The 17,501-nt window shown below is 54.3% G+C and carries 14 protein-coding genes and 1 riboswitch; of the genes, 2 read left to right on the top strand and 12 right to left on the bottom strand.

The features are described 5' to 3' along the window. Positions 1–21: 21 nt before the first annotated feature. The 5 genes from H8709_RS01385 to H8709_RS01365 form a co-directional block, all read right to left on the bottom strand. Positions 22–1,122 (bottom strand): HD-GYP domain-containing protein, encoded by a 1,101-nt coding sequence (locus H8709_RS01385; protein ID WP_262396584.1) that lies wholly within the window; start codon positions 1,120–1,122, stop codon positions 22–24. Continuing rightward, positions 1,119–5,147, bottom strand: coding sequence for a response regulator (locus H8709_RS01380; protein ID WP_262396583.1), 4,029 nt, complete (start codon positions 5,145–5,147; stop codon positions 1,119–1,121). Before H8709_RS01380 ends, H8709_RS01385 begins: the two co-directional genes overlap by 4 nt. Positions 5,148–5,161: 14 nt before the next feature. Continuing rightward, positions 5,162–5,527, bottom strand: coding sequence for an Hpt domain-containing protein (locus H8709_RS01375; RefSeq protein WP_262396582.1), 366 nt, complete (start codon positions 5,525–5,527; stop codon positions 5,162–5,164). Between the two features lie 30 nt (positions 5,528–5,557). Further along, entirely contained in the window at positions 5,558–9,805 is a 4,248-nt protein-coding gene (locus H8709_RS01370) for a PAS domain-containing hybrid sensor histidine kinase/response regulator (RefSeq protein ID WP_262396581.1), read from the bottom strand. A gap of 334 nt (positions 9,806–10,139) precedes the next feature. Beyond that, positions 10,140–10,685, bottom strand: a complete 546-nt coding sequence (locus tag H8709_RS01365) for an NADH peroxidase (protein ID WP_262396580.1) — start codon at positions 10,683–10,685, stop codon at positions 10,140–10,142. 214 nt (positions 10,686–10,899) lie between these two features. On the opposite strand from H8709_RS01365, the gene H8709_RS01360 reads away from it, so the two are divergent. Continuing rightward, positions 10,900–11,082: a hypothetical protein gene (locus H8709_RS01360; RefSeq protein ID WP_262396579.1), complete on the top strand. Its 183-nt coding sequence runs from the start codon at positions 10,900–10,902 to the stop codon at positions 11,080–11,082. A 61-nt stretch (positions 11,083–11,143) separates the two neighbouring features. On the opposite strand, the gene H8709_RS01355 is transcribed toward H8709_RS01360, so the two are convergent. From H8709_RS01355 to H8709_RS01345, 3 genes are all read right to left on the bottom strand, one after another. Continuing rightward, positions 11,144–11,800, bottom strand: coding sequence for an HAD hydrolase-like protein (locus H8709_RS01355; RefSeq protein ID WP_262396578.1), 657 nt, complete (start codon positions 11,798–11,800; stop codon positions 11,144–11,146). A gap of 329 nt (positions 11,801–12,129) precedes the next feature. Beyond that, the gene (locus H8709_RS01350) at positions 12,130–12,711 is read right to left on the bottom strand and encodes a folate family ECF transporter S component (protein WP_262396577.1); all 582 of its coding nucleotides are present in this window, start codon (positions 12,709–12,711) and stop codon (positions 12,130–12,132) included. Between the two features lie 65 nt (positions 12,712–12,776). After that, a riboswitch (THF riboswitch) is annotated at positions 12,777–12,873 on the bottom strand. Next, a complete protein-coding gene (locus tag H8709_RS01345) occupies positions 12,838–13,053 on the bottom strand; it encodes a hypothetical protein (RefSeq protein ID WP_262396576.1) in 216 nt (71 codons plus the stop codon). Its footprint overlaps the riboswitch before it by 36 nt. Here H8709_RS01345 and H8709_RS01340 point away from each other — a divergent pair. Beyond that, entirely contained in the window at positions 13,052–13,405 is a 354-nt protein-coding gene (locus tag H8709_RS01340) for a sodium ion-translocating decarboxylase subunit beta (RefSeq protein WP_262396575.1), read from the top strand. The genes H8709_RS01345 and H8709_RS01340 overlap by 2 nt on opposite strands. A 201-nt stretch (positions 13,406–13,606) precedes the next feature. On the opposite strand, the gene H8709_RS01335 is transcribed toward H8709_RS01340, so the two are convergent. The 4 genes from H8709_RS01335 to H8709_RS01320 are packed head-to-tail and all read right to left on the bottom strand — an operon-like array spanning position 13,607 to position 17,401. Then, complete coding sequence (locus tag H8709_RS01335; RefSeq protein WP_262396574.1) at positions 13,607–14,416, bottom strand: type III pantothenate kinase; 810 nt, start codon at positions 14,414–14,416, stop codon at positions 13,607–13,609. A gap of 28 nt (positions 14,417–14,444) precedes the next feature. Then, the gene (locus H8709_RS01330; protein ID WP_262396573.1) at positions 14,445–15,566 is read right to left on the bottom strand and encodes a DegT/DnrJ/EryC1/StrS family aminotransferase; all 1,122 of its coding nucleotides are present in this window, start codon (positions 15,564–15,566) and stop codon (positions 14,445–14,447) included. A gap of 13 nt (positions 15,567–15,579) precedes the next feature. Next, positions 15,580–16,239, bottom strand: a complete 660-nt coding sequence (locus tag H8709_RS01325; RefSeq protein WP_262396572.1) for a sugar transferase — start codon at positions 16,237–16,239, stop codon at positions 15,580–15,582. Next, positions 16,229–17,401 (bottom strand): DegT/DnrJ/EryC1/StrS family aminotransferase, encoded by a 1,173-nt coding sequence (locus H8709_RS01320; protein WP_262396571.1) that lies wholly within the window; start codon positions 17,399–17,401, stop codon positions 16,229–16,231. The genes H8709_RS01325 and H8709_RS01320 overlap by 11 nt, the downstream gene beginning before the upstream one ends. Positions 17,402–17,501: the final 100 nt, after the last annotated feature.

Below are 17,501 nucleotides of genomic sequence, written 5' to 3'. Positions count from 1 at the left end.
GCCCGTAACCCCCTTTAGCTGTTATATGGTCTGTGCATAGAAAATCGCATGAATGTCGTCCGCTGCCTCGGCAAAACAGGTGAGCATCTTAGGATTGAAGGCGCCGCATTCCCCGCCTAGAATCATTTCGACCGCCTCGGCATGGGTGTATGGCGGTTTGTAGATCCGGCGGCTGACCAGCGCGTCGTAGACGTCGGCCAAGCTCACCGCCTGGGACCAAATGGTGATTTCGTCGCCTTTGAGGCCGTCGGGGTATCCGCCCCCGTCCCAGCGCTCGTGATGATGCCGGCAAATATCGTAGCAGTATGTATAAATCTCGCTGTCCCTCAGATATTCCACGCTGTCGAGCAGATCGCATCCTTTGACCGCATGGGTCTTCATGACGGTAAACTCCTCCGCCGTCAAACGCCCAGGCTTATTGAGGATATGGTCAGGGATAGAAATTTTACCCACATCATGCATGGCCGCCGCGTCGGAGATGAGGGCGATCTGCCCTTCGGTCAGATGATATTCCGGGTTCTCTTCTGCAATGCGCTGGAGCAGCACCGCTGTGACGCCACGGATACGGCGTACGTGTTCCCCTGACTCGCAGTCCCGGAATTCGATGGCGGTACTCAGGGTATCGATGATGGAGCTGTTGGTCTGCCTGAGTTTTTCTTCCTGCGCGGCCACTACCTCCTGTAAGTGAAGCCGGTGGCGGTACAGTTCCAGGATGTTGCCCAGCCGCCGCCGGATAAAGGAGGGATTAAAGGGCTTTACGATAATGTCCACGACCCCCAACTGAAATCCCCGGCCAAGCTGCTCGTCGCCGGTCTCCGAGGTGACGAGAAAGACGGGCACATTCTCCGTCATATGGTGCCGGGCCATCTCTTCGAGCATGCCAAAGCCGTCCATGACCGGCATGACGATGTCTAAAAGCACCGCCGCGATGCGGGGGCGGTACCTAAGAAACTTTTCCCAGGCTTCCTGCCCATTCTCCGCTTCAATGATATCATATTCCTCGCTGAAAGCCTGTGCAAGAATAAAACGGTTGAGTTCCACATCATCTGCGATTAGCAGCGCTTGCCGTCCGCACGGCAAGCTTGCCGCCGATTCCCTTGTTTGTATCAGCGTTTCCATCATTGTTCCATTCCTCCGTTGGGCAGCCATTTGCGAAGTACGGCGGAAAGTTCCGCCATGTCAATGGGCTTGGATATGTGTCCGTCCATGCCGGCCTCCCGGCACTTCTTGACGTCGTTGGCAAAGGCGTCGGCCGTCATCGCCACCACCGGTATGGTCATGGCATCGGTCCTGTCCAACGCACGGATGGCCCTAGTGGCCTCATAGCCGTTCATCAGCGGCATCTGGATATCCATGAGAATCAGATCGTAGTATCCTTCCTTCGACGCCTCAAAGCGTTCCACCGCCTCTTTGCCGTCGATGGCTTTGTCAATCTGGGCCCCAGTTTGCCCAATAATCTCCGCGGCAATCTCCATGTTGAGAAGATTGTCCTCTACTAGCAGCAGATGGCTGCCTTCTAAACACATCTGGGATAGTTCGGTAATGCCCCGATCTTCCTCTGTCTGTGCGCCGCCGATGAGCTTTTGAAACACCATGGACATTTTGGATTTAAACAAGGGTTTTGATATAAAGGCGACAGCGCCCGCATTGCGCGCTTCCCGTTCAATTTCCGACCAGTCGTAGGACGAAATAATGACGATGGGGATATCCGGTCCCACCTGGGCGCGAATCCGGCGGGTGACTTCCACACCGCTTACGTCCGGCATTTGCCAATCCAGAATGACGGCAAAATAGTCCTCTTTCCGCTTGTGGGCCTCCACCGTCTTTTTGACGGCGTCCGCACCGGTGAGCACCCAGTCGCAGCGCATCCCCAGCTCCCGGAGTGTCTCCGCCGCGTTCTCGCATGACAGGGGATCGTCGTCGGCCACCAGCACCGGCAGATCAGCCAGCTGATCGAGCTGATGGTCCTGTTTGTGCTGCAGCCGCAGATTGACGACTACGGTAAAACGGGACCCCTTCCCCGGCTCACTTTCCACCTGGATATTGCCATACATCATCTGTACAATGTTGCGGGTGATGGTCAGTCCCAGGCCGGTGCCCTGGATTCCGCTTGTCCTGGCGTCATCCGCCCGCTCGAAGGGCTGGAACATCCGCTCCTGGAAAGCTTTTTCAATGCCCACGCCGTTGTCTTCCACCACAAATTCATAGCAGCCGAAGCCCTTGATATCCGCAGGCAGCTCACGGATGGTGAAGAGAATTTTCCCACCCTCCGGCGTGTACTTGACGGCATTTGACAGAAGGTTAACGAAAATTTGCTGCATCCGCATGGGGTCGCCGATGACGTCCTCGTGCTCCACATGCTTGATGTGGACGTCAAACCGGTGCTGCCGGCTGGTGGCGGAGGGCCGGACAATGGTCAGACAGCTCTGCACCAAGTCCGCCAAATGAAACTCCGACTCGCTCAGCTCTATTTTCCCGCTTTCGATCTTGGACATATCTAACACATCGTTGATGAGTCCCAGTAGATGCTTGCTGGACACCGTGATTTTGGACAGGCAATCCATCATTTTCTCTTGGTCGTCCAGGTGAGTGGCGGCGATGGCCGTCATCCCCACAATGGCGTTCATGGGGGTACGGATGTCATGGCTCATCCTTGATAGGAATTCGCTTTTGGCGAGATTTGCCTTGTTGGCCGCCTCGTAAGCGTCCCGAAGGGCCTGCTTGCTCTCTTCCTCCCGCACCACCATGTCATGGATATCCCGCATGGTGATGAGAATGGTATTTTTTGAGCCGTTAAAATAACAGATTCTGCACTCCTTGTGCCGCAGCTGCGGCGCATTGGAGCGGTAGTAGACTTGGAACATTTCTTCTCCACTGTCCAAACGATGGACCATATTTTCTAGGGAAAGGCTCTCTGCATAGCGTTCCCGGTCCTCTGGACAGACCATATGGCTGATAAACAGCTCCTTTTGCGCCCCAAAGTCCCCGGATGCCGGAAATTCAAGGAAGCTGGACGGGTCGGAGAAACGGATGGCATACTTGTGCTCGGGGATGTTGACCATACACAGGTATTCATAATCATGATTCATGGCGAAGTCATAGATGGCCTGCAGCTCGATATTTTCCAGCTCCACATGCTTTTCCTTGGTGATGTCTTCCACAATCCCCACCACCACGGTGGGAAGCTGGCGGGTGTCCTGGACAACGACCGAAAGGACCACGCGGCACCACTGGCCGTTGATGAGCTGGAATTCACAGCTTGCCCATGTTTTCCCATTGTCGATTTCATGATACATCCGGCAAAACTGCTCCCGGTATTTTTCGTCCACCACCTCATCGGCAAAACCAGAGGGCATATTTTCATACTGCGCCTTACATCCGTAATAGGCGCAAGTGCGCTCTGGTACGGTGATGGTGCGGTCCTGCGGATAATAATAAAATTCCCGGCTGGTGGTGTTTTCCAGTGAAATATTGAGCAGCTCGTTGCTGGCCGCGATCTGTTCAAAGAGCTTCCGGTTTTCAATCTCGGCTTTCTTTTTGTCGTTGATGTCCAAAAATACGCTCTGGATGATCTTTTCATTGTCTATATCCAAGATGACCTCCGCACTGCCGATAATCCAGCAGGCGCTGCCGTCCTTTTTCCGCAACCGGTATTCATAGGCGCCTTTGTCCCCCACATTGATCAAACTCCGCGCACTGGATAAGACCCGCTCCCGATCCTCCTCCATAATGAGGCTGGGCAGGTTCCAGTCGTCCTTCTTCCAAAATTCTTCCGGGGTATACCCAAAAATGCGGATGGCTTCCTGGTTGGCGTCTTTATAGACCACGCCGCCGCTGGCATCCAGCTTGTACTGGACAATTCCGCAGAGCACGGACTGAAACAGGTGGTCATATCTCTTTTTCTGCCGGGCAATCTCTTGATTCCGGGACTCTGTCTCCAAATATGCCGAAATATCCTTGCCGATGCCAACCGCCCGCACTGTCTTTCCCGACGTATCCTTCACCGCCAGCAGATGCAGTTCGGTGGTCACCGTTTTTCCGCTGAGCGGATGCAGCATAGAGACTAAGCCTTGGGACTCGCCAGCGCCTTCGATGATCTCCTGATAAATACGCCGGTACTCCGCCACACTTTCCGGAGCGACTATACCGGTTTCCACCGCATCATCGGGTACGCCGGTATATTTGGCTTTGACATGGTAACGTTCTGCAATTTCCTCCGTGATATGGATCGAGCGGGTAGCCGGGTCAAATAGGAAAACGAAGCTCCCCGCTTGCATGGCGGCAATCCGGAACTGTTCCTCCTTCATTGCCAGACCTTGTTCCGCCTCCACCTCCCGGGTGATGTCCCGGACGGTGCTGATACATACGGCCCGGCCGTCTTCGTCGTAGACCTTCTTGCCGATGTCGTTGACCCAAATATAACTGCCGTCCTTTTTGCGCATGCGGTATTGGACCTCATACTCCCGCCCCCGGGACAAAGCCTCCCCCACAATGGCGTCGATGCGGGGGGCGTCCTCCGGGTGCATGCAGTTGATGACATGGCCGTCGATGTCCCGGACAAATTCCTCATAGGTATAACCCAGATAGGACAGCATGCGGTCGTTGATATAGTAAAGGGGGAATCCTTCCTCAATATAACCGCCCATCATGCCGCCGGGAATGCTCCGGTTAAGCAGCTCGATGGATTGGAGCGAAACCCGCTTTTCAAATTCCCGCAGATTTTTGATTCCATTGCGTGCGGGAAAATACTCCCCGCCTTCCCGGCCGGCAGCAGCGAAGTAGGCGTGCAGGGATAAGATCTTCCAGCCGTCATCCTGCCGAATGCAGGAGGCGGTGACCCGCAGTGCCACCCTTTCGCGCGGTTCTGTTTGGGAGGTGACGTCCGCCGCTCCCATGACCGAAGCCATCCTCTCGTCCCCTGAGATCGAAAGGTCATACAGATGGATGCGGTACCCGTCTGGATTTTCCGTCTTTTCCTTGCGCAGGACCGCCACTGCTTCCTCTTTGCCGCGCGCAATTTCATCTTCTCCCGTTCCAATCCACTGTATCTCCTCGCACAGATAGGATGCCGCCTTTTCCATGTCCCGCAATTCCAGATAGTTGTGGAAAAATGCGTAGATCACTTGCTCCACCTGGGCCGTTTTCATCATTTATCCCCCTATCAGCCTACCGATAATTCTTTCAGCTCACGAATACCGCGCACCATCTTTTGGTGTTCCTCACAAATCTGGGCAAAGAGCGCTTCCATGTCGCCGGTATCCCCCTGGCGGATCATTTTCACCATGCATTGATACATGGCGCTCAGCTCTTCCATCCCCAAATTGGCCGTAATGCCTTTGAGGGCGTGAGCCGTACGCTCCATGGCCGATTGATTGTGGGACTTAACCGCATCCTTTAATAGCGCCAGCGTACCATCCTCAGAAAACATCTTTAAAAACCGCAGCAGCATATCTTCATCGCCGCCGTATCTTTCCAACGTTGCCTCCACGGCAATGCCAAGGCTGTTCAGCCGTTCTTCCCATGTCATGTTTGGTCCCTCTTTTATATTTCTCTCACTTTATTCATTGTCCTGTATATACAGTGACAGTCTCTCAAACAATGTGTCCACTTCGATGGGTTTGGTCAAATAGTCCGTCATCCCCACCCTTCGGGCGTTGCTGACTTCTTCTTTGAACGCGTTGGCGCTCATGGCCATAATGGGAATCCGCACGGCGTCGGGTCGGTCCAATCCACGAATGGCACTGGTCGCTTCCAGCCCATCCATCACCGGCATACGAATGTCCATCAATATGGCCCGATAATAGTTTTCGGGCTGGGAGGAGAATAGCTCCACCGCCTCTTTACCGTTTTCGGCTGTTTCCACGCAGATGCCGCGCATTTCCAGGAGGGTCTTGGCGATCTCCCGGTTAAGATCATTATCCTCCACCAGTAGTATCCTTTCCCCATGGAATTGGCGCTGTTTGGCAACCGCCGCTTTTTTTTCTACCAACATCTGGCCAAACTGATCCGCCCCGCTGGAAAGGAGGGGCAGCTTGACGGTAAAACAGCTTCCCTTCCCCAGTTCACTTTTTACGTCAATCTGTCCCCCCATCAGCCGAACCAGGTTGCGGGTAATGGATAGTCCCAGACCGCTGCCCTCCTGCACCTTGTCCATGGGAGTGCCTGCCTGCTCAAAGGGGTCATAAAGCCGCTTTAAGAATTCTTCCGGCATCCCGATGCCGTCATCTTCCACCTGGAAGTAAATACCGGACGTACCGTCTATGTCGGCAGGACCCGTGCGCAGCACAATATGTCCGCCGCTGGGGGTATATTTGACCGCATTGCCCAACAGGTTCATCAAAATCTGGTTGAGCCGCAGCTCATCTCCTTTATACTCCGCTTCCATCTGGGGATCCACGACGACCTTTAGCTCTTGGTCCTTCGCAAGAACCTGCGGTTTGATCATGGTGGTGACGTGCGTCAGAAACTTGCTGAAATAAATGGTCTCTTCGTTGAGCACCATTTTGCCGCTTTCAATTTTGCTCATATCCAAAATATCATTGATCAAGTGGAGCAGGAATTGGCCTGAAACCTTGGCCTTTTCGATGCACTCCGTCACCTTCCGATCATCTCCGATATTGGCTGCCGCGATCTCGGTCATCCCGATGATGGCGTTTAAGGGGGTACGGATATCGTGGCTCATCCGGGAAAGGAATTCGCTTTTGGCGAGATTGGCTTGTTCCGCCATGGCCAGCGCGTCCTGGAGGGTGCGCCGCTTTTCTTCCTCTTCCCGGCGGGCGGCGTCTATATCCCGCAGATACATCATCATCCGCACATCCCCCTCGTCGTCGGGGGGAAGGAACTGCACCTGGGTGGAATACCAGCGGCGGGAACCGGAGGGCTCTTTCCGCTGATGTTCGTAATAGATGTCCCGCTTTCCCGCTTGATAGGCCCGCAATATCTGTTCGGGGAGGAAATGGGCCAAATAGGCGTCCCGAAATTCCGGGCAGACGATGCCGCTGATTTTTCTGACGTACTCCTCCAACGGGAAGGGATTGCGGTTGCGCACCAGCGCCCCGTTTTCCTCGATAAAACTAAAACACTCGTTGCGGCTGATATTCGCTTCAAAAATGCGGACATACAGGCTGCGCACCATAATGGCAAACCGTTCCCCGTCCAACTGTTGGCGCTCCCGCGCCTCCTTGATCTCATGGATATCCCGGAAGGTACAGACCACCCGGCGGCCCCGGCCCTCCTGGCCGGTGGTGCGAATGCCGGTCATCTCCACCCAGTGATATTGACCGTCCTCGCCCAAACGGCGCATCTCCTGTACAATCCGGTCGTGTCCGGCGTCCAGCTGTTCCCGCAGCCCCTGGAGAGAAAAATACTTTCGAAAACGTTTGCGGTCGTCGGGGTGAATCATGGCCTCGGCATAAGCGGCGTTGGAAACGTCAAAGGCCCCCTGCGCGGCGATCACCTTCTGGGTATCTTTGACCTTTTGGAGAATGTAGGTATCGTGGTCCACGTCCACGATGGAGCATTCCTCAAACAGGGTGGCAACGCTGGCGAAGAAATCCTGCTGGCGCTCCTCAGCCCGTTTTCGCTCGTCGATATCCATAATGAGGCCGTAGAGGTTCTCCCGGTCGTGATCCTCCTGGGGACGCATAATGGTGGTGGAAACCCAGCGGTAGGACTCCCCTTTCCACAGGCGGCGGTATTCCACCGTCACCGCCTCTTTCCCTGCGGCAAAGGCTTCCCGCAAATGTGCAGAAGAGAGGGCTGTGACCACCTGTTCCCGGTCTTCCGGGGCGATGCAGCGGGCCACATATTGGTCAAACGTTTTTAAGTCGGTGCCATTGAGATGGTCGCGTGCCCGAAGAAAATCAATTTTGCCCGTGACCGTATTATACCGGAAAAGGCCCACGTAAATCTGCTGCATGGCAAGTTCCAGCGTCTGTTCGGCAATATTTTCTTTGAGCCTCGCGCTACGCGCTTCCTCAATGTCCCGCACCGCGAACAATATGGTATGGGTGTCCCCCGCCAGGTAAGAGAAGGAGCAGCTCTCCCAGTGACGGGAGCCGTCCTCCTGCAAAAACTGGTAGTAAAGATTGTGTTCCTGTTTTCCATCCCGCAACCACTGGTTCAGGTGGGAAAGGGAAAACATTTTCTCCGCTTCCTTCTGCTGATGGAGCGGAAGCCCACCGGCAATGACTGCCCGGATGGTGCTATCGTAATCTCCCTCTTTTTTCAGTTTCTGAACACATGGCACGTCTTTTCGGAAATGCATCCGATACCGTCCGGTTTCGGTGTCGATGGTCAACAGCGTGATATAATCCTGGCTGACGGCAAAATTGCAGAGCTTTTCCCAGTAGAATCTTTCTTCTTCGGTTTTTTTACTCTGTTCAATGTTGCGCAGTGTGCCAATGAGACGCTTTCGCTTGCCCTCTTCCCCCACCGATGTGGTCTGGCAGGCATACCATGCGTAAGGCGTGTCCTCATCCGGTCGGATTCTCACCTCCATCTGTTGGCTGCCGCTGTGTTGCAGCGCTCTCAAGAGCAAAGGCACATCCTCCGCATATACCATGCCGCTATCGAGGACTTTCCCACAAAAATGGGGATACTCTTGTTTGGGAGCTTTTCCCTGCACTATGGAATTCCAATAGAGATGAAGCGTATCGGTATCCGCTATGTATTCAAACAAAGCATCGCTGGAGTTTTCCACCGCAACGCGGTATTTTAACTGCTCGCGCTCCAGCGTCTGTTTTTGCAGCACCTGGGAGGTGATGTCGGTATAATTTCCAAAATAGATTAGCCCGTCCTTCTGTTTGCCGATGCAGTAGGCCCGGAAATCCAGCCAGGCCGGTTCCTCCCCTTTCCAGCAGGAAAACGTCCAGTGGACGTCTTCCCTTCTGCGGGAGGCTTCCTGCAACCGAAGAATACACCGCTGCATATCCTCGTGGTTGTGCAAACGGTAGGGGGCGTTCTCGCACAAAAGGGCCATGCATTCCCGCGTTCTTTCCAGGACCTTGACCTCGTTTTCTGTCACCAGAAAGCGGCAGGAGATACTGCCCGTATTCTGGCAGATAAGCTCCAAAGAGTTGATGAGCCGTGCTTCCTGGTCCTTCTCTTCGTCGATATTGCGGCTTAAGGTAATTTCCCACACGTCGCCGTTATCACTTTCACCGGTAAAATGGACATCCGTATCAGTCCAGTGGTAATTGCCGTCATGGCCCAGCTGCCGGTGAGCGAGATACACCCGCTCTTTCCCCTCGCGATAGGCTTGCAGCAACTTTTCCCGGGAAAAGGTCTCGCAAAATTTTTCCCGGAAATCCGGGTGCATACTGCTGGCCCCCAGGGCGACCAAGTCATCAAAGGATCCGGATAGGGGCGCCTCTTTAGCGTCAAAGCGCTCGTATTCGAGGAAGGTATAGGTGTTCCGGCTCAAATTGACATGGATAATGAGCGGATAAATCCGCCCCATCACCGAGGCCATACGTTTCTCCAGCTGCCGCGAAGCCTTCTCGGGCGATAGGGCCAGCAATAAAGCCGGCCGGCCTTCCCATTGGATGGCTGTAACTGCGGCCTCCACCATCCCAAAGGGAGCGATGGAAAGGACAGTTGTCAGGCTCTCCCTACCGGCCATTTGATCCAGAAGGTCCCGGATGGCAGGCCACAGCGCTGCACAGTGTGTTCCCACCTTTGCTGCGGGAACCATTTCCTCTGCTCGGCGATTACAATACAGGATTTCATCGTCATCCCGCCGAATGACATAAACCATCTCCAGCAAAAGGTCCAGGACGGGCTGCCAGTTTTTCTTGTTTCCCATTGACCTTTCCTCCTTCCCAACGGCGCTGGTGTCGCACTATCAACGCTTTGCATAAAAAAAGGCGGACTTTCTTTGAAGAAATCCGCCTCCGTCATTTAATCTAGGTTTCACAGCTATATATTCTACTTTTTATTTTAGTTGTTTTCACACAAAAAAGCAAGAAGTTTCGTCACATATCCGAAAGATTTGTACAAAAACATGAAGTTTTTTAGCGAGATAGGGGACAATAGAAAAAGCACAGGCGAAAATGAACTTAAAAGGAAATCTTCGCCTGTGCTTTTCTATTGAGTTATGATCTATGGGAATTGGTTATGTAAGGAGAAAACATTCGGAATTACTGAAAGTATCTGCCCAGCAGTCCAGCAAACGCCTGGCCGTGACGGGCTTCATCCTTGGCCATTTCGTGGACGGTGTCGTGGATGGCATCCAGGCCCAGCTCTTTGGCCTTTTTCGCGATGTCCATCTTGCCGGCGCATGCGCCGTTCTCAGCGGCAACTCTCAGCTCCAAATTCTTTTTGGTGGAGTTTGTAACCACTTCGCCCAGCAGCTCAGCAAATTTGGCGGCGTGTTCCGCCTCTTCAAAAGCGGCTCTTTTGTAGCACTCGGCAACTTCAGGATAGCCTTCGCGGTCTGCCTGCCGGGCCATGGCCAGATACATGCCGACCTCGGTGCATTCGCCAGTAAAATTCATTCTCAGCCCTTCCAGGATTTCGGCGTCTACGCCCTCGGCCACACCGATCACATGTTCAGCCGCCCATTTCATGGTGCCATCAGCCTGCTCTTTGAATTTGGAAGCGGGCGCTTTACACTGCGGGCAAAACTCAGGGGCGCTATCGCCAGTGTGAACATAACCACAAACGCTGCAAACAAACTTTTTCATAAGGGAATCCTCCTGTCGTTGTCATCAAATTTAAGTTCATTTTTCACTCTCTCTTGGAGTGACTTAAATATACCATATTGGTATATTTAAGTCAATAGTTTTCTACAATTTTTTTCAAAAATTTTTTCCAGGATCTTCTTCCCTCAATTCGCGTCAAACTGTATAAGGACGTGGCCTGGGGAAATAATAAGAAAGCAAAGTGAGGTGAGAAATCATGGCAAGAAACAACAACCAGAACCAGTCCCAGAACAACCAGAACAACAACCAGTCCCAGAACAACCAGCAGCAGAACCAGTCCCAGAACCGTCAGAATCAGAATTCTCAGAACAAGCAGAACCAGAACCAGTTCGAGAATCGCAAAAACAACCAGGAGAACAACCAGGAAAACTATCGGTAACTTTTGAATAAAAACAAAAGGCAGAGAAGAAAACATTCTTCTCTGCCCTTTGTTTTTTTCTTTATTTTTTTAGATATGCAATGACTTCCGCCACCGTGTCCGCGGCATAGACATGGGGAAACGCGGCAATCTCTTCTTTGCTTGCAAAGCCATATCCATAGGTCACGCCGATAAAATCGATGCCGGCTGCCATGGCTCCCCTGGCGTCATACTCGGTGTCCCCAATCAGAACCACTTTTCCAGGGTCGCTGACGCCGAGGCCCCTCATGGCATGGGCCACCACCAACTCCTTGGTGGCGCGCTCGCCCGCGTCATCCACGCCGGCGATAAAGTCCAGGTGCTCGGCCAGATGATAGTGCTTGAGCATCCGTCTGGCGTGAAACTCCTTTTTCAGGGTAGCCGTACCTGTCTTGGCAGACACGGAGTGGACGAAGTGCAGCGCATCCAAAATTCCGTCATAGGGCACACAGCCCCGCTCAGCGTATTCGTCATAGCGCTGCCGGTACATAGCCGCGGCTTTGACCGTTGTTTCCGGATCGGTCCCCGCAACCGTGGGAAAGGTAATCTCCAGCGGAGGACCGACAAACCGCCGCATCTGTTCCCGGTCAGGACGGGGCATCCCCAGTTCATCCAGCACCGACCAGGCGCATTCGCAAATGCCGTTACCGGTGTCGAGCATGGTGCCGTCCAGATCAAAAAGTACCAAATCGTATTTCATGCCGCATTTCCTACTTTCTTAAAGTCTCTCGTCTATTCTCAGCGCGGATATCCTCACTTATCCTAGCTTTCCATCTTTGCGTCTTTATTCTACCATGTAACAGCCACAGAAACAAGCTATATTGCATAGGAAACCGGTCTCAAATTTATACTTTGTGCACATTTCTTAGAAAATCATTGCCATGCCCTTCCAATTTTTCCACCTACGGCGGAGTATATAGCGCAACTGGTCCTTTTCCAGCTTCTTTCCTGTGTTGCGGGTCCTTTTCGTGCGTCAAAGCGGGCGGCCTCCCCCCAAAAAAGCCCCCAGCGCAAGCTGGGGGCTTTTTGTTAAGAGGTCTTCTGTTGTACGATTTCCTGCACTTTTTTCAGAAGGAAATAGAGCAGTCCTGTTTCAATGGGGAGCATAATCAGGTTTTTGACAATTCGCCCTGACACCAGGACGATGAAAGCGTTGCCGTACATCATGGAAAGCCACAGCGGCGTCAGCGTCAGATTGATCACCAGCGTCGTGGTCAGCTTGGCGGCGAAGACCCGGGCCAGCGTCACTTTGCGCTGGTAGAAGAAAAGGCCAAAGATAAAGCCCAGGATAAATTCGCTCAAGGTAAAGCCGGGAAAAAAACCGCCGTTGGGCTTGACAATGTACTTGAGGATATCGGTGATAGCGCCGATGCAACCGGTGACTACCGGGCCATAAAGCAGCCCCGAGACGCCGACGGTCAAAAAGGCAAAGCTGACAATCTGCGTCAGACTAGCGACCACCGTGGTGACGGCGTGAATGACGACGCCCAGCGCCGAGAGCATGGAAGCGCCGGCCAGGGAACGCACATTTTTTAGCTCCTGGACCGCGTCCTTCATCCTGTGGGAAAGGCTATGCAGCTCTCCGGCCATCAATTTCGTATTCTCCTGCAAAAAACAAACCTCCTTTCATGTAACAGTGTTTTGCTACATGAAAAGAGGGGAATCTCTTTGGATGCAGCAGCGGGATGCGAAGCTCGTACCGCAAGAATCCTTTTCGTCCGTCTGACAACTCCCCGTTCAGACAGCACTTAACGCACGGGCTTCTACTCTGCTTTTAATTTTCATCTCTCCTGGAAGAGCTGTTTTTAATGATAGCATATTTTTGTAAAAATTCAAGTCTCCCCCGAGGAATTTGCAAAAAAATCGGGAATCTCCTGCCCTCCGGTTGTCCTTTCCCCACATCTCTGTTAAAATAAAAGACAGGATTTTGATGAAGATGGAGGTTTGTCTCATGAAAGAAAAAATTCCAATGGAAGATAAAGGCTTGCTTTTTGCCTCGATTTGCGGCTTTCTGACAGCTGGGCTCAGCAAACGCCATGTGTTCGGTAAGGAAAACAAGCTGGGACATGTGGGCATCATCGGCGGCGAAGACGGCCCCACCGCCATCTATGTGGCCAACAAGAGCGGGGATGAGACCGTCTCCAACTCCTATGTACTGCCTCTTGGCGTATCAAAGCGTAAACTCAAAGAGATGCTGGGCAATTTCTTTAGTTTTAACGCCATTGCTGCCGTGTTGCGCTGTCTGTGCCTCGTGGGGCTCCTGCTTTCCTCCGTCTCCATCCTCTCCAAGCTGGGCAAGGACTAAGTCTGACCGTTTGAAAGCTGGCCCCGCAACATATGCTAAACTAAACAGCCGGTGGAAAATTCCACCGGCTGTTTTTAATTGCTTCCCCTATGGGTGTGCGCTGGGTTCGCGCTTTGCATACCCCTCTTGCACTATAATAGCCGTCCTATGGCGTCTATTTGAAAGCTACTCTATACAAGGGGCCCAGGAGGCGCCCCTCTTCTATTCCAGCTCCTTGTTCCCCTCTTTTTCCTCCATGTACATGTCATAGATCATGGCAAGGCCGTCCAGCGTCAGCGCCTTGTCGATATAGTCAAAGAGGCCCGACTGCCGCCCGATCATCTTGGAGAGGCCGCCGGTGGCGATGACCCGGGTCTTCTCCCCCAGATGCACCCGCATGAGCCCCACAATGTTCTTGACCGCGCCCACATAGCCGTAGACCGCGCCCGCCTGCATGCTCTGCACGGTGTTGCGCCCGATGACGGTGCCCGGGTCCACTAGCTCCACACGGGGCAGCTTGGCCGCCTTTTGGAACAGGGCGTCCATGGAAATCTTGATGCCCGGGTAGATGGAGCCGCCTAAGTAGGCCCCGTCGGCGTCTACCGCGTCAAAGGTGGTGGCGGTGCCGAAGTCCACCACGATGGCCGGGCCGCCGTACTTGCGGTAGGCGGCGATGGCGGCCACCAAGCGGTCGGCGCCCACCTCCTTGGGGTTGTCGTAGAGGTTTTTGATGGGGAAAGGGATATTGTCCCCCACAATCAGCGGCACCTTGCCGCCAAAGTATTTCTTGATCATGTTGGAGATGGAGTACATCACCTGGGGCACGACGGACGTGATGATGATGTCTTTGATGGCCGTGCGCTCGATGCCTTGGATGGCGAAAAACTGCGCCACCAACAGGCCCACCTCGTCGGAGGTCACGTCCCGGTTGGTGCCCAGGCGGAAATTTGCCTTGAGCTTCCCCTCTTCGATGATGCCGAACTCCATGTTGGTGTTGCCGATGTCGATGGCCAGCAGCAGTCCCTTTTTCATGATGATTCCCCCGTTTGTCACAAGTATATTACAGGCTCTCCCTGAGGGCATTCGCAATCTGCTCGATCTCCGCTTCCTCCAAATAGGGGTGCATGGGAAGAGAGAGCACCCGCGCGCTGGCGGCCTCCGCGTGAGGGAAGTCCCCCTCCTTGTGGCCGAGGGCGGAGAAAGCGCCCTGCAAATGCATAGGCTTTGGATAATAGACAAAGGTGGGGACGCCCCGCTCCTTCATTTTCGCCATGACGGCGCTCCGGTCGGTTCCCTCGGGCAGCATGACGGTGTACTGGGCATAGACGCTCCGGTATCCCTTGGGGATGACCGGCGTCTTGACTACATCCCGGAGGCGCTCGGTATAAAGCCGGGCCACCCGCTGACGGCTTTCGATCTCCTCGGGGAAGATGTCCAGCTTGCAGGAGAGAATCGCCGCCTGGATGGTGTCGAGTCTCGCGTTTAAACCGATGCGGACATTGTCGTACTTTTCGCTGCCCTTGCCGTGGACGCGGATGGACTCGCATTTGCCGGCCAGTTCGTCGTCGTTTAAAAAGATGGCGCCGCCGTCGCCGTAGCAGCCTAAAGGCTTGGCCGGGAAGAAAGAGGTAGTGGCCACGTCGCCGAAGCTGCACGCTTTCTTGCCGATGATCTCGCCGCCAAAGCCCTGGGCCCCGTCTTCGATGAGGACCAAGCCATATTTTTTCGAGATAGCCCGCAGCCGGAAGTAATCGGCGGGCAGTCCGAACAGGTCCACCGCGATGATGGCTTTGGGGGTGAGCTTTCCCTCTTTCAGGGTGCGCTCAATGGCCGCCTCCAACGCGGCCGGGTCAATATTAAAGGTGTCCGGGTCGATGTCCACAAAGACGGGGACCGCGCCCCGCAATGCGATGACTTCCGCCGTGGCAAAGAAGGTAAAGGCGGTGGTGAAGACCGCGTCCCCCTCCCCGATACCCATGGCCATGAGCGGAATGGTCATGGCGTCGGTGCCATTGGAACAGGAGATGCAGTGCTTGACGCCCACAAACTTCGCCAGTCTTTCTTCTAGCTCTTTGACCTGGGGCCCCATGATGTAGCGGCCGTCCCCCATCACGTCCAGCACCGCCTTGTCGATCTTCTCCTTGTTGCGGGCATACTGTGTCTTTAAATCGATAAACTGCATTCCTTGACCCCTCCTATTCGTCCTTTTCAAAAACGCATTTGACTGTGCGCCCCATGACGATAAAATCATATTTGACCGATACCTTTTTCAGATAGTCCAGGTTATAGGCCATCTTTTCCGGCAGAATCTTTTCGATATAGGTCCGCTCCGGGTCCTCGTTTTCTTCGAGGAGCTTATTTTCATTGCGGTAGGCGATGCTGGCCGTCCCCGTCACCCCCGGCGGCAACAATAGGGTTGCCCTCATCTCGTCGGAGTAATGGAGCACATAGCGGGGCACCTCGGGACGGGTCCCCACGAAGGTCATGTCCCCTTTGAGGACATTGAACAGTTGGGGGATTTCATCGATACGACTGGCTCTAAGAAAGCGTCCCACTCGGGTGACGCGGCTGTCGTTTTTGGCCGTCACCTGGGCGCCGATCTTCTGGGCATCCACCACCATGGTGCGGTATTTGAGAATAAAAAAGGGCTTGCCGAACTGCTTGACGCGCTCCTGCCGAAAGAGCACCGGCCCTTTGGAATCGAGCTTGACCGCCAGCGCCACCAAGAGATAGATCGGCAGCAGCGGAATGATGAAGAGGATGGAAAAGAAGATGTCGATGACACGCTTACAAACCAGGTGCGCCGTCTTCTTTTTTAGACTCTCATAATAGGGGCGGACGCTCTCATTTTGCATATTTTTCGGCAATTTCTCCCACGGCCATAGCAACATATTTGACATCTTCCTCCGTCATTGATGGATAGAGCGGCAGCGAAATAATCTGGCTGTAAAAGTGCTCCGCATGGGGGAAATCCCCTTCCTTGGTTCCCAAATGCTCCCGGTAGTAGGGATGCAGATGAATAGGAATAAAGTGGACGCTGGTGCCGATATTGTATCGTCCCAGCTCCTCGATGAACTGGTCCCGTCCGATGGTGAGCTTGTCCTCCTGGACACGGATGTAATAGAGGTGTCGGGCGTTTTCCCCATAGGGGACCTGGCTCTGGAGCACAATGGCGTCCAGCCCGGCAAACGCCTCGTCGTAGATGGCGGCATAGCGCGCCCGGGTAGCTTGCATCTCGGGCAGCAGTTCCAGCTGGCAGAGGCCCAGCGCCGCCGCGATGTCGGTCATGTTGTACTTAAAGCCGGGAGACACCACGTCGTAGTGCCAGCTCCCGCCCTTTTGATAGCGGTTCCACGCGTTGCGGTCCATGCCGTGGAGACTGAGCACCCGGGCCTTTTCCGCCAGCGCGTCGTCGTTGGTGGTCAGCATGCCGCCCTCGCCGGTGGCCAGGTTCTTGGTGGCGTAGAAGCTAAAGGAGGCCGCCTGGCACTGCTCCCCTCCCCCGATGCGCTGGCCCTTGTAGGTGGTGGAGACGGCGTGGGCCGCGTCCTCCGAGACAAAGAGGCCGTGCTTTTCGGCGATGGCGTGGATGGCGTCCAGATCGCAGGCCTGTCCGGCGTAGTGGACCGGCACAATGGCTTTGGTGCGCGGGGTGATTTTCTTCTCGATCTCTTTGGGGTCGATGAGCCCGGTGTCCTCGTCGATATCGGCGAAGACCGGAGTCGCGCCGGTGTGGAGGATGGTATTGGAGGTGGAAGTGAAGGACATGGGGGTGGTGATCACCTCGTCCCCCGCGCCGATGCCCTTGGCTTCCAGCGCCAGATGCAGCGCCGCCGTGCAGGAATTGAGGGCGATGGCGTGCTTAGCTCCCACATATTCCGCGAACTTCTTTTCAAATTCCATGGTTTTCGGGCCCTTGGACCACCAGCCGGACCGGATGACGTCCGAAACCGCCTGGACCTCCTTCTCCGTGATGAACGGAAAACCATAAGGCAAAAAATCTTTGCGTATTTCCATCTTTCACTCCATTCCGCCGCCGCGCTCCGGCTCTCAGACCCGATCTGGTCTCTTTTTTCTATCGCTCTGCCCGCGCGGAGTCTTGGCAGGGTGTCAGTCT

Origin of the sequence: Zongyangia hominis (assembly GCF_014385095.1) — a bacterium.
GTDB lineage: Bacteria > Bacillota > Clostridia > Oscillospirales > Ruminococcaceae > Zongyangia > Zongyangia hominis.
The sequence above is the reverse complement of the archived record's forward strand: the minus strand, read 5'-3'. Positions and strand labels throughout refer to the sequence as shown.

Excerpts from the sequence above, each read along its gene's own strand:
- H8709_RS01385 (WP_262396584.1), bottom strand. The coding sequence starts at position 1,122 with ATGATGGAAACGCTGATACAAACAAGGGAATCGGCGGCAAGCTTGCCG.
- H8709_RS01380 (WP_262396583.1), bottom strand. The coding sequence starts at position 5,147 with ATGAAAACGGCCCAGGTGGAGCAAGTGATCTACGCATTTTTCCACAAC.
- H8709_RS01375 (WP_262396582.1), bottom strand. The coding sequence starts at position 5,527 with ATGACATGGGAAGAACGGCTGAACAGCCTTGGCATTGCCGTGGAGGCA.
- H8709_RS01370 (WP_262396581.1), bottom strand. The coding sequence starts at position 9,805 with ATGGGAAACAAGAAAAACTGGCAGCCCGTCCTGGACCTTTTGCTGGAG.
- H8709_RS01365 (WP_262396580.1), bottom strand. The coding sequence starts at position 10,685 with ATGAAAAAGTTTGTTTGCAGCGTTTGTGGTTATGTTCACACTGGCGAT.
- H8709_RS01360 (WP_262396579.1), top strand. The coding sequence starts at position 10,900 with ATGGCAAGAAACAACAACCAGAACCAGTCCCAGAACAACCAGAACAAC.
- H8709_RS01355 (WP_262396578.1), bottom strand. The coding sequence starts at position 11,800 with ATGAAATACGATTTGGTACTTTTTGATCTGGACGGCACCATGCTCGAC.
- H8709_RS01340 (WP_262396575.1), top strand. The coding sequence starts at position 13,052 with ATGAAAGAAAAAATTCCAATGGAAGATAAAGGCTTGCTTTTTGCCTCG.
- H8709_RS01345 (WP_262396576.1), bottom strand. The coding sequence starts at position 13,053 with ATGAGACAAACCTCCATCTTCATCAAAATCCTGTCTTTTATTTTAACA.
- H8709_RS01335 (WP_262396574.1), bottom strand. The coding sequence starts at position 14,416 with ATGAAAAAGGGACTGCTGCTGGCCATCGACATCGGCAACACCAACATG.
- H8709_RS01330 (WP_262396573.1), bottom strand. The coding sequence starts at position 15,566 with ATGCAGTTTATCGATTTAAAGACACAGTATGCCCGCAACAAGGAGAAG.
- H8709_RS01325 (WP_262396572.1), bottom strand. The coding sequence starts at position 16,239 with ATGCAAAATGAGAGCGTCCGCCCCTATTATGAGAGTCTAAAAAAGAAG.
- H8709_RS01320 (WP_262396571.1), bottom strand. The coding sequence starts at position 17,401 with ATGGAAATACGCAAAGATTTTTTGCCTTATGGTTTTCCGTTCATCACG.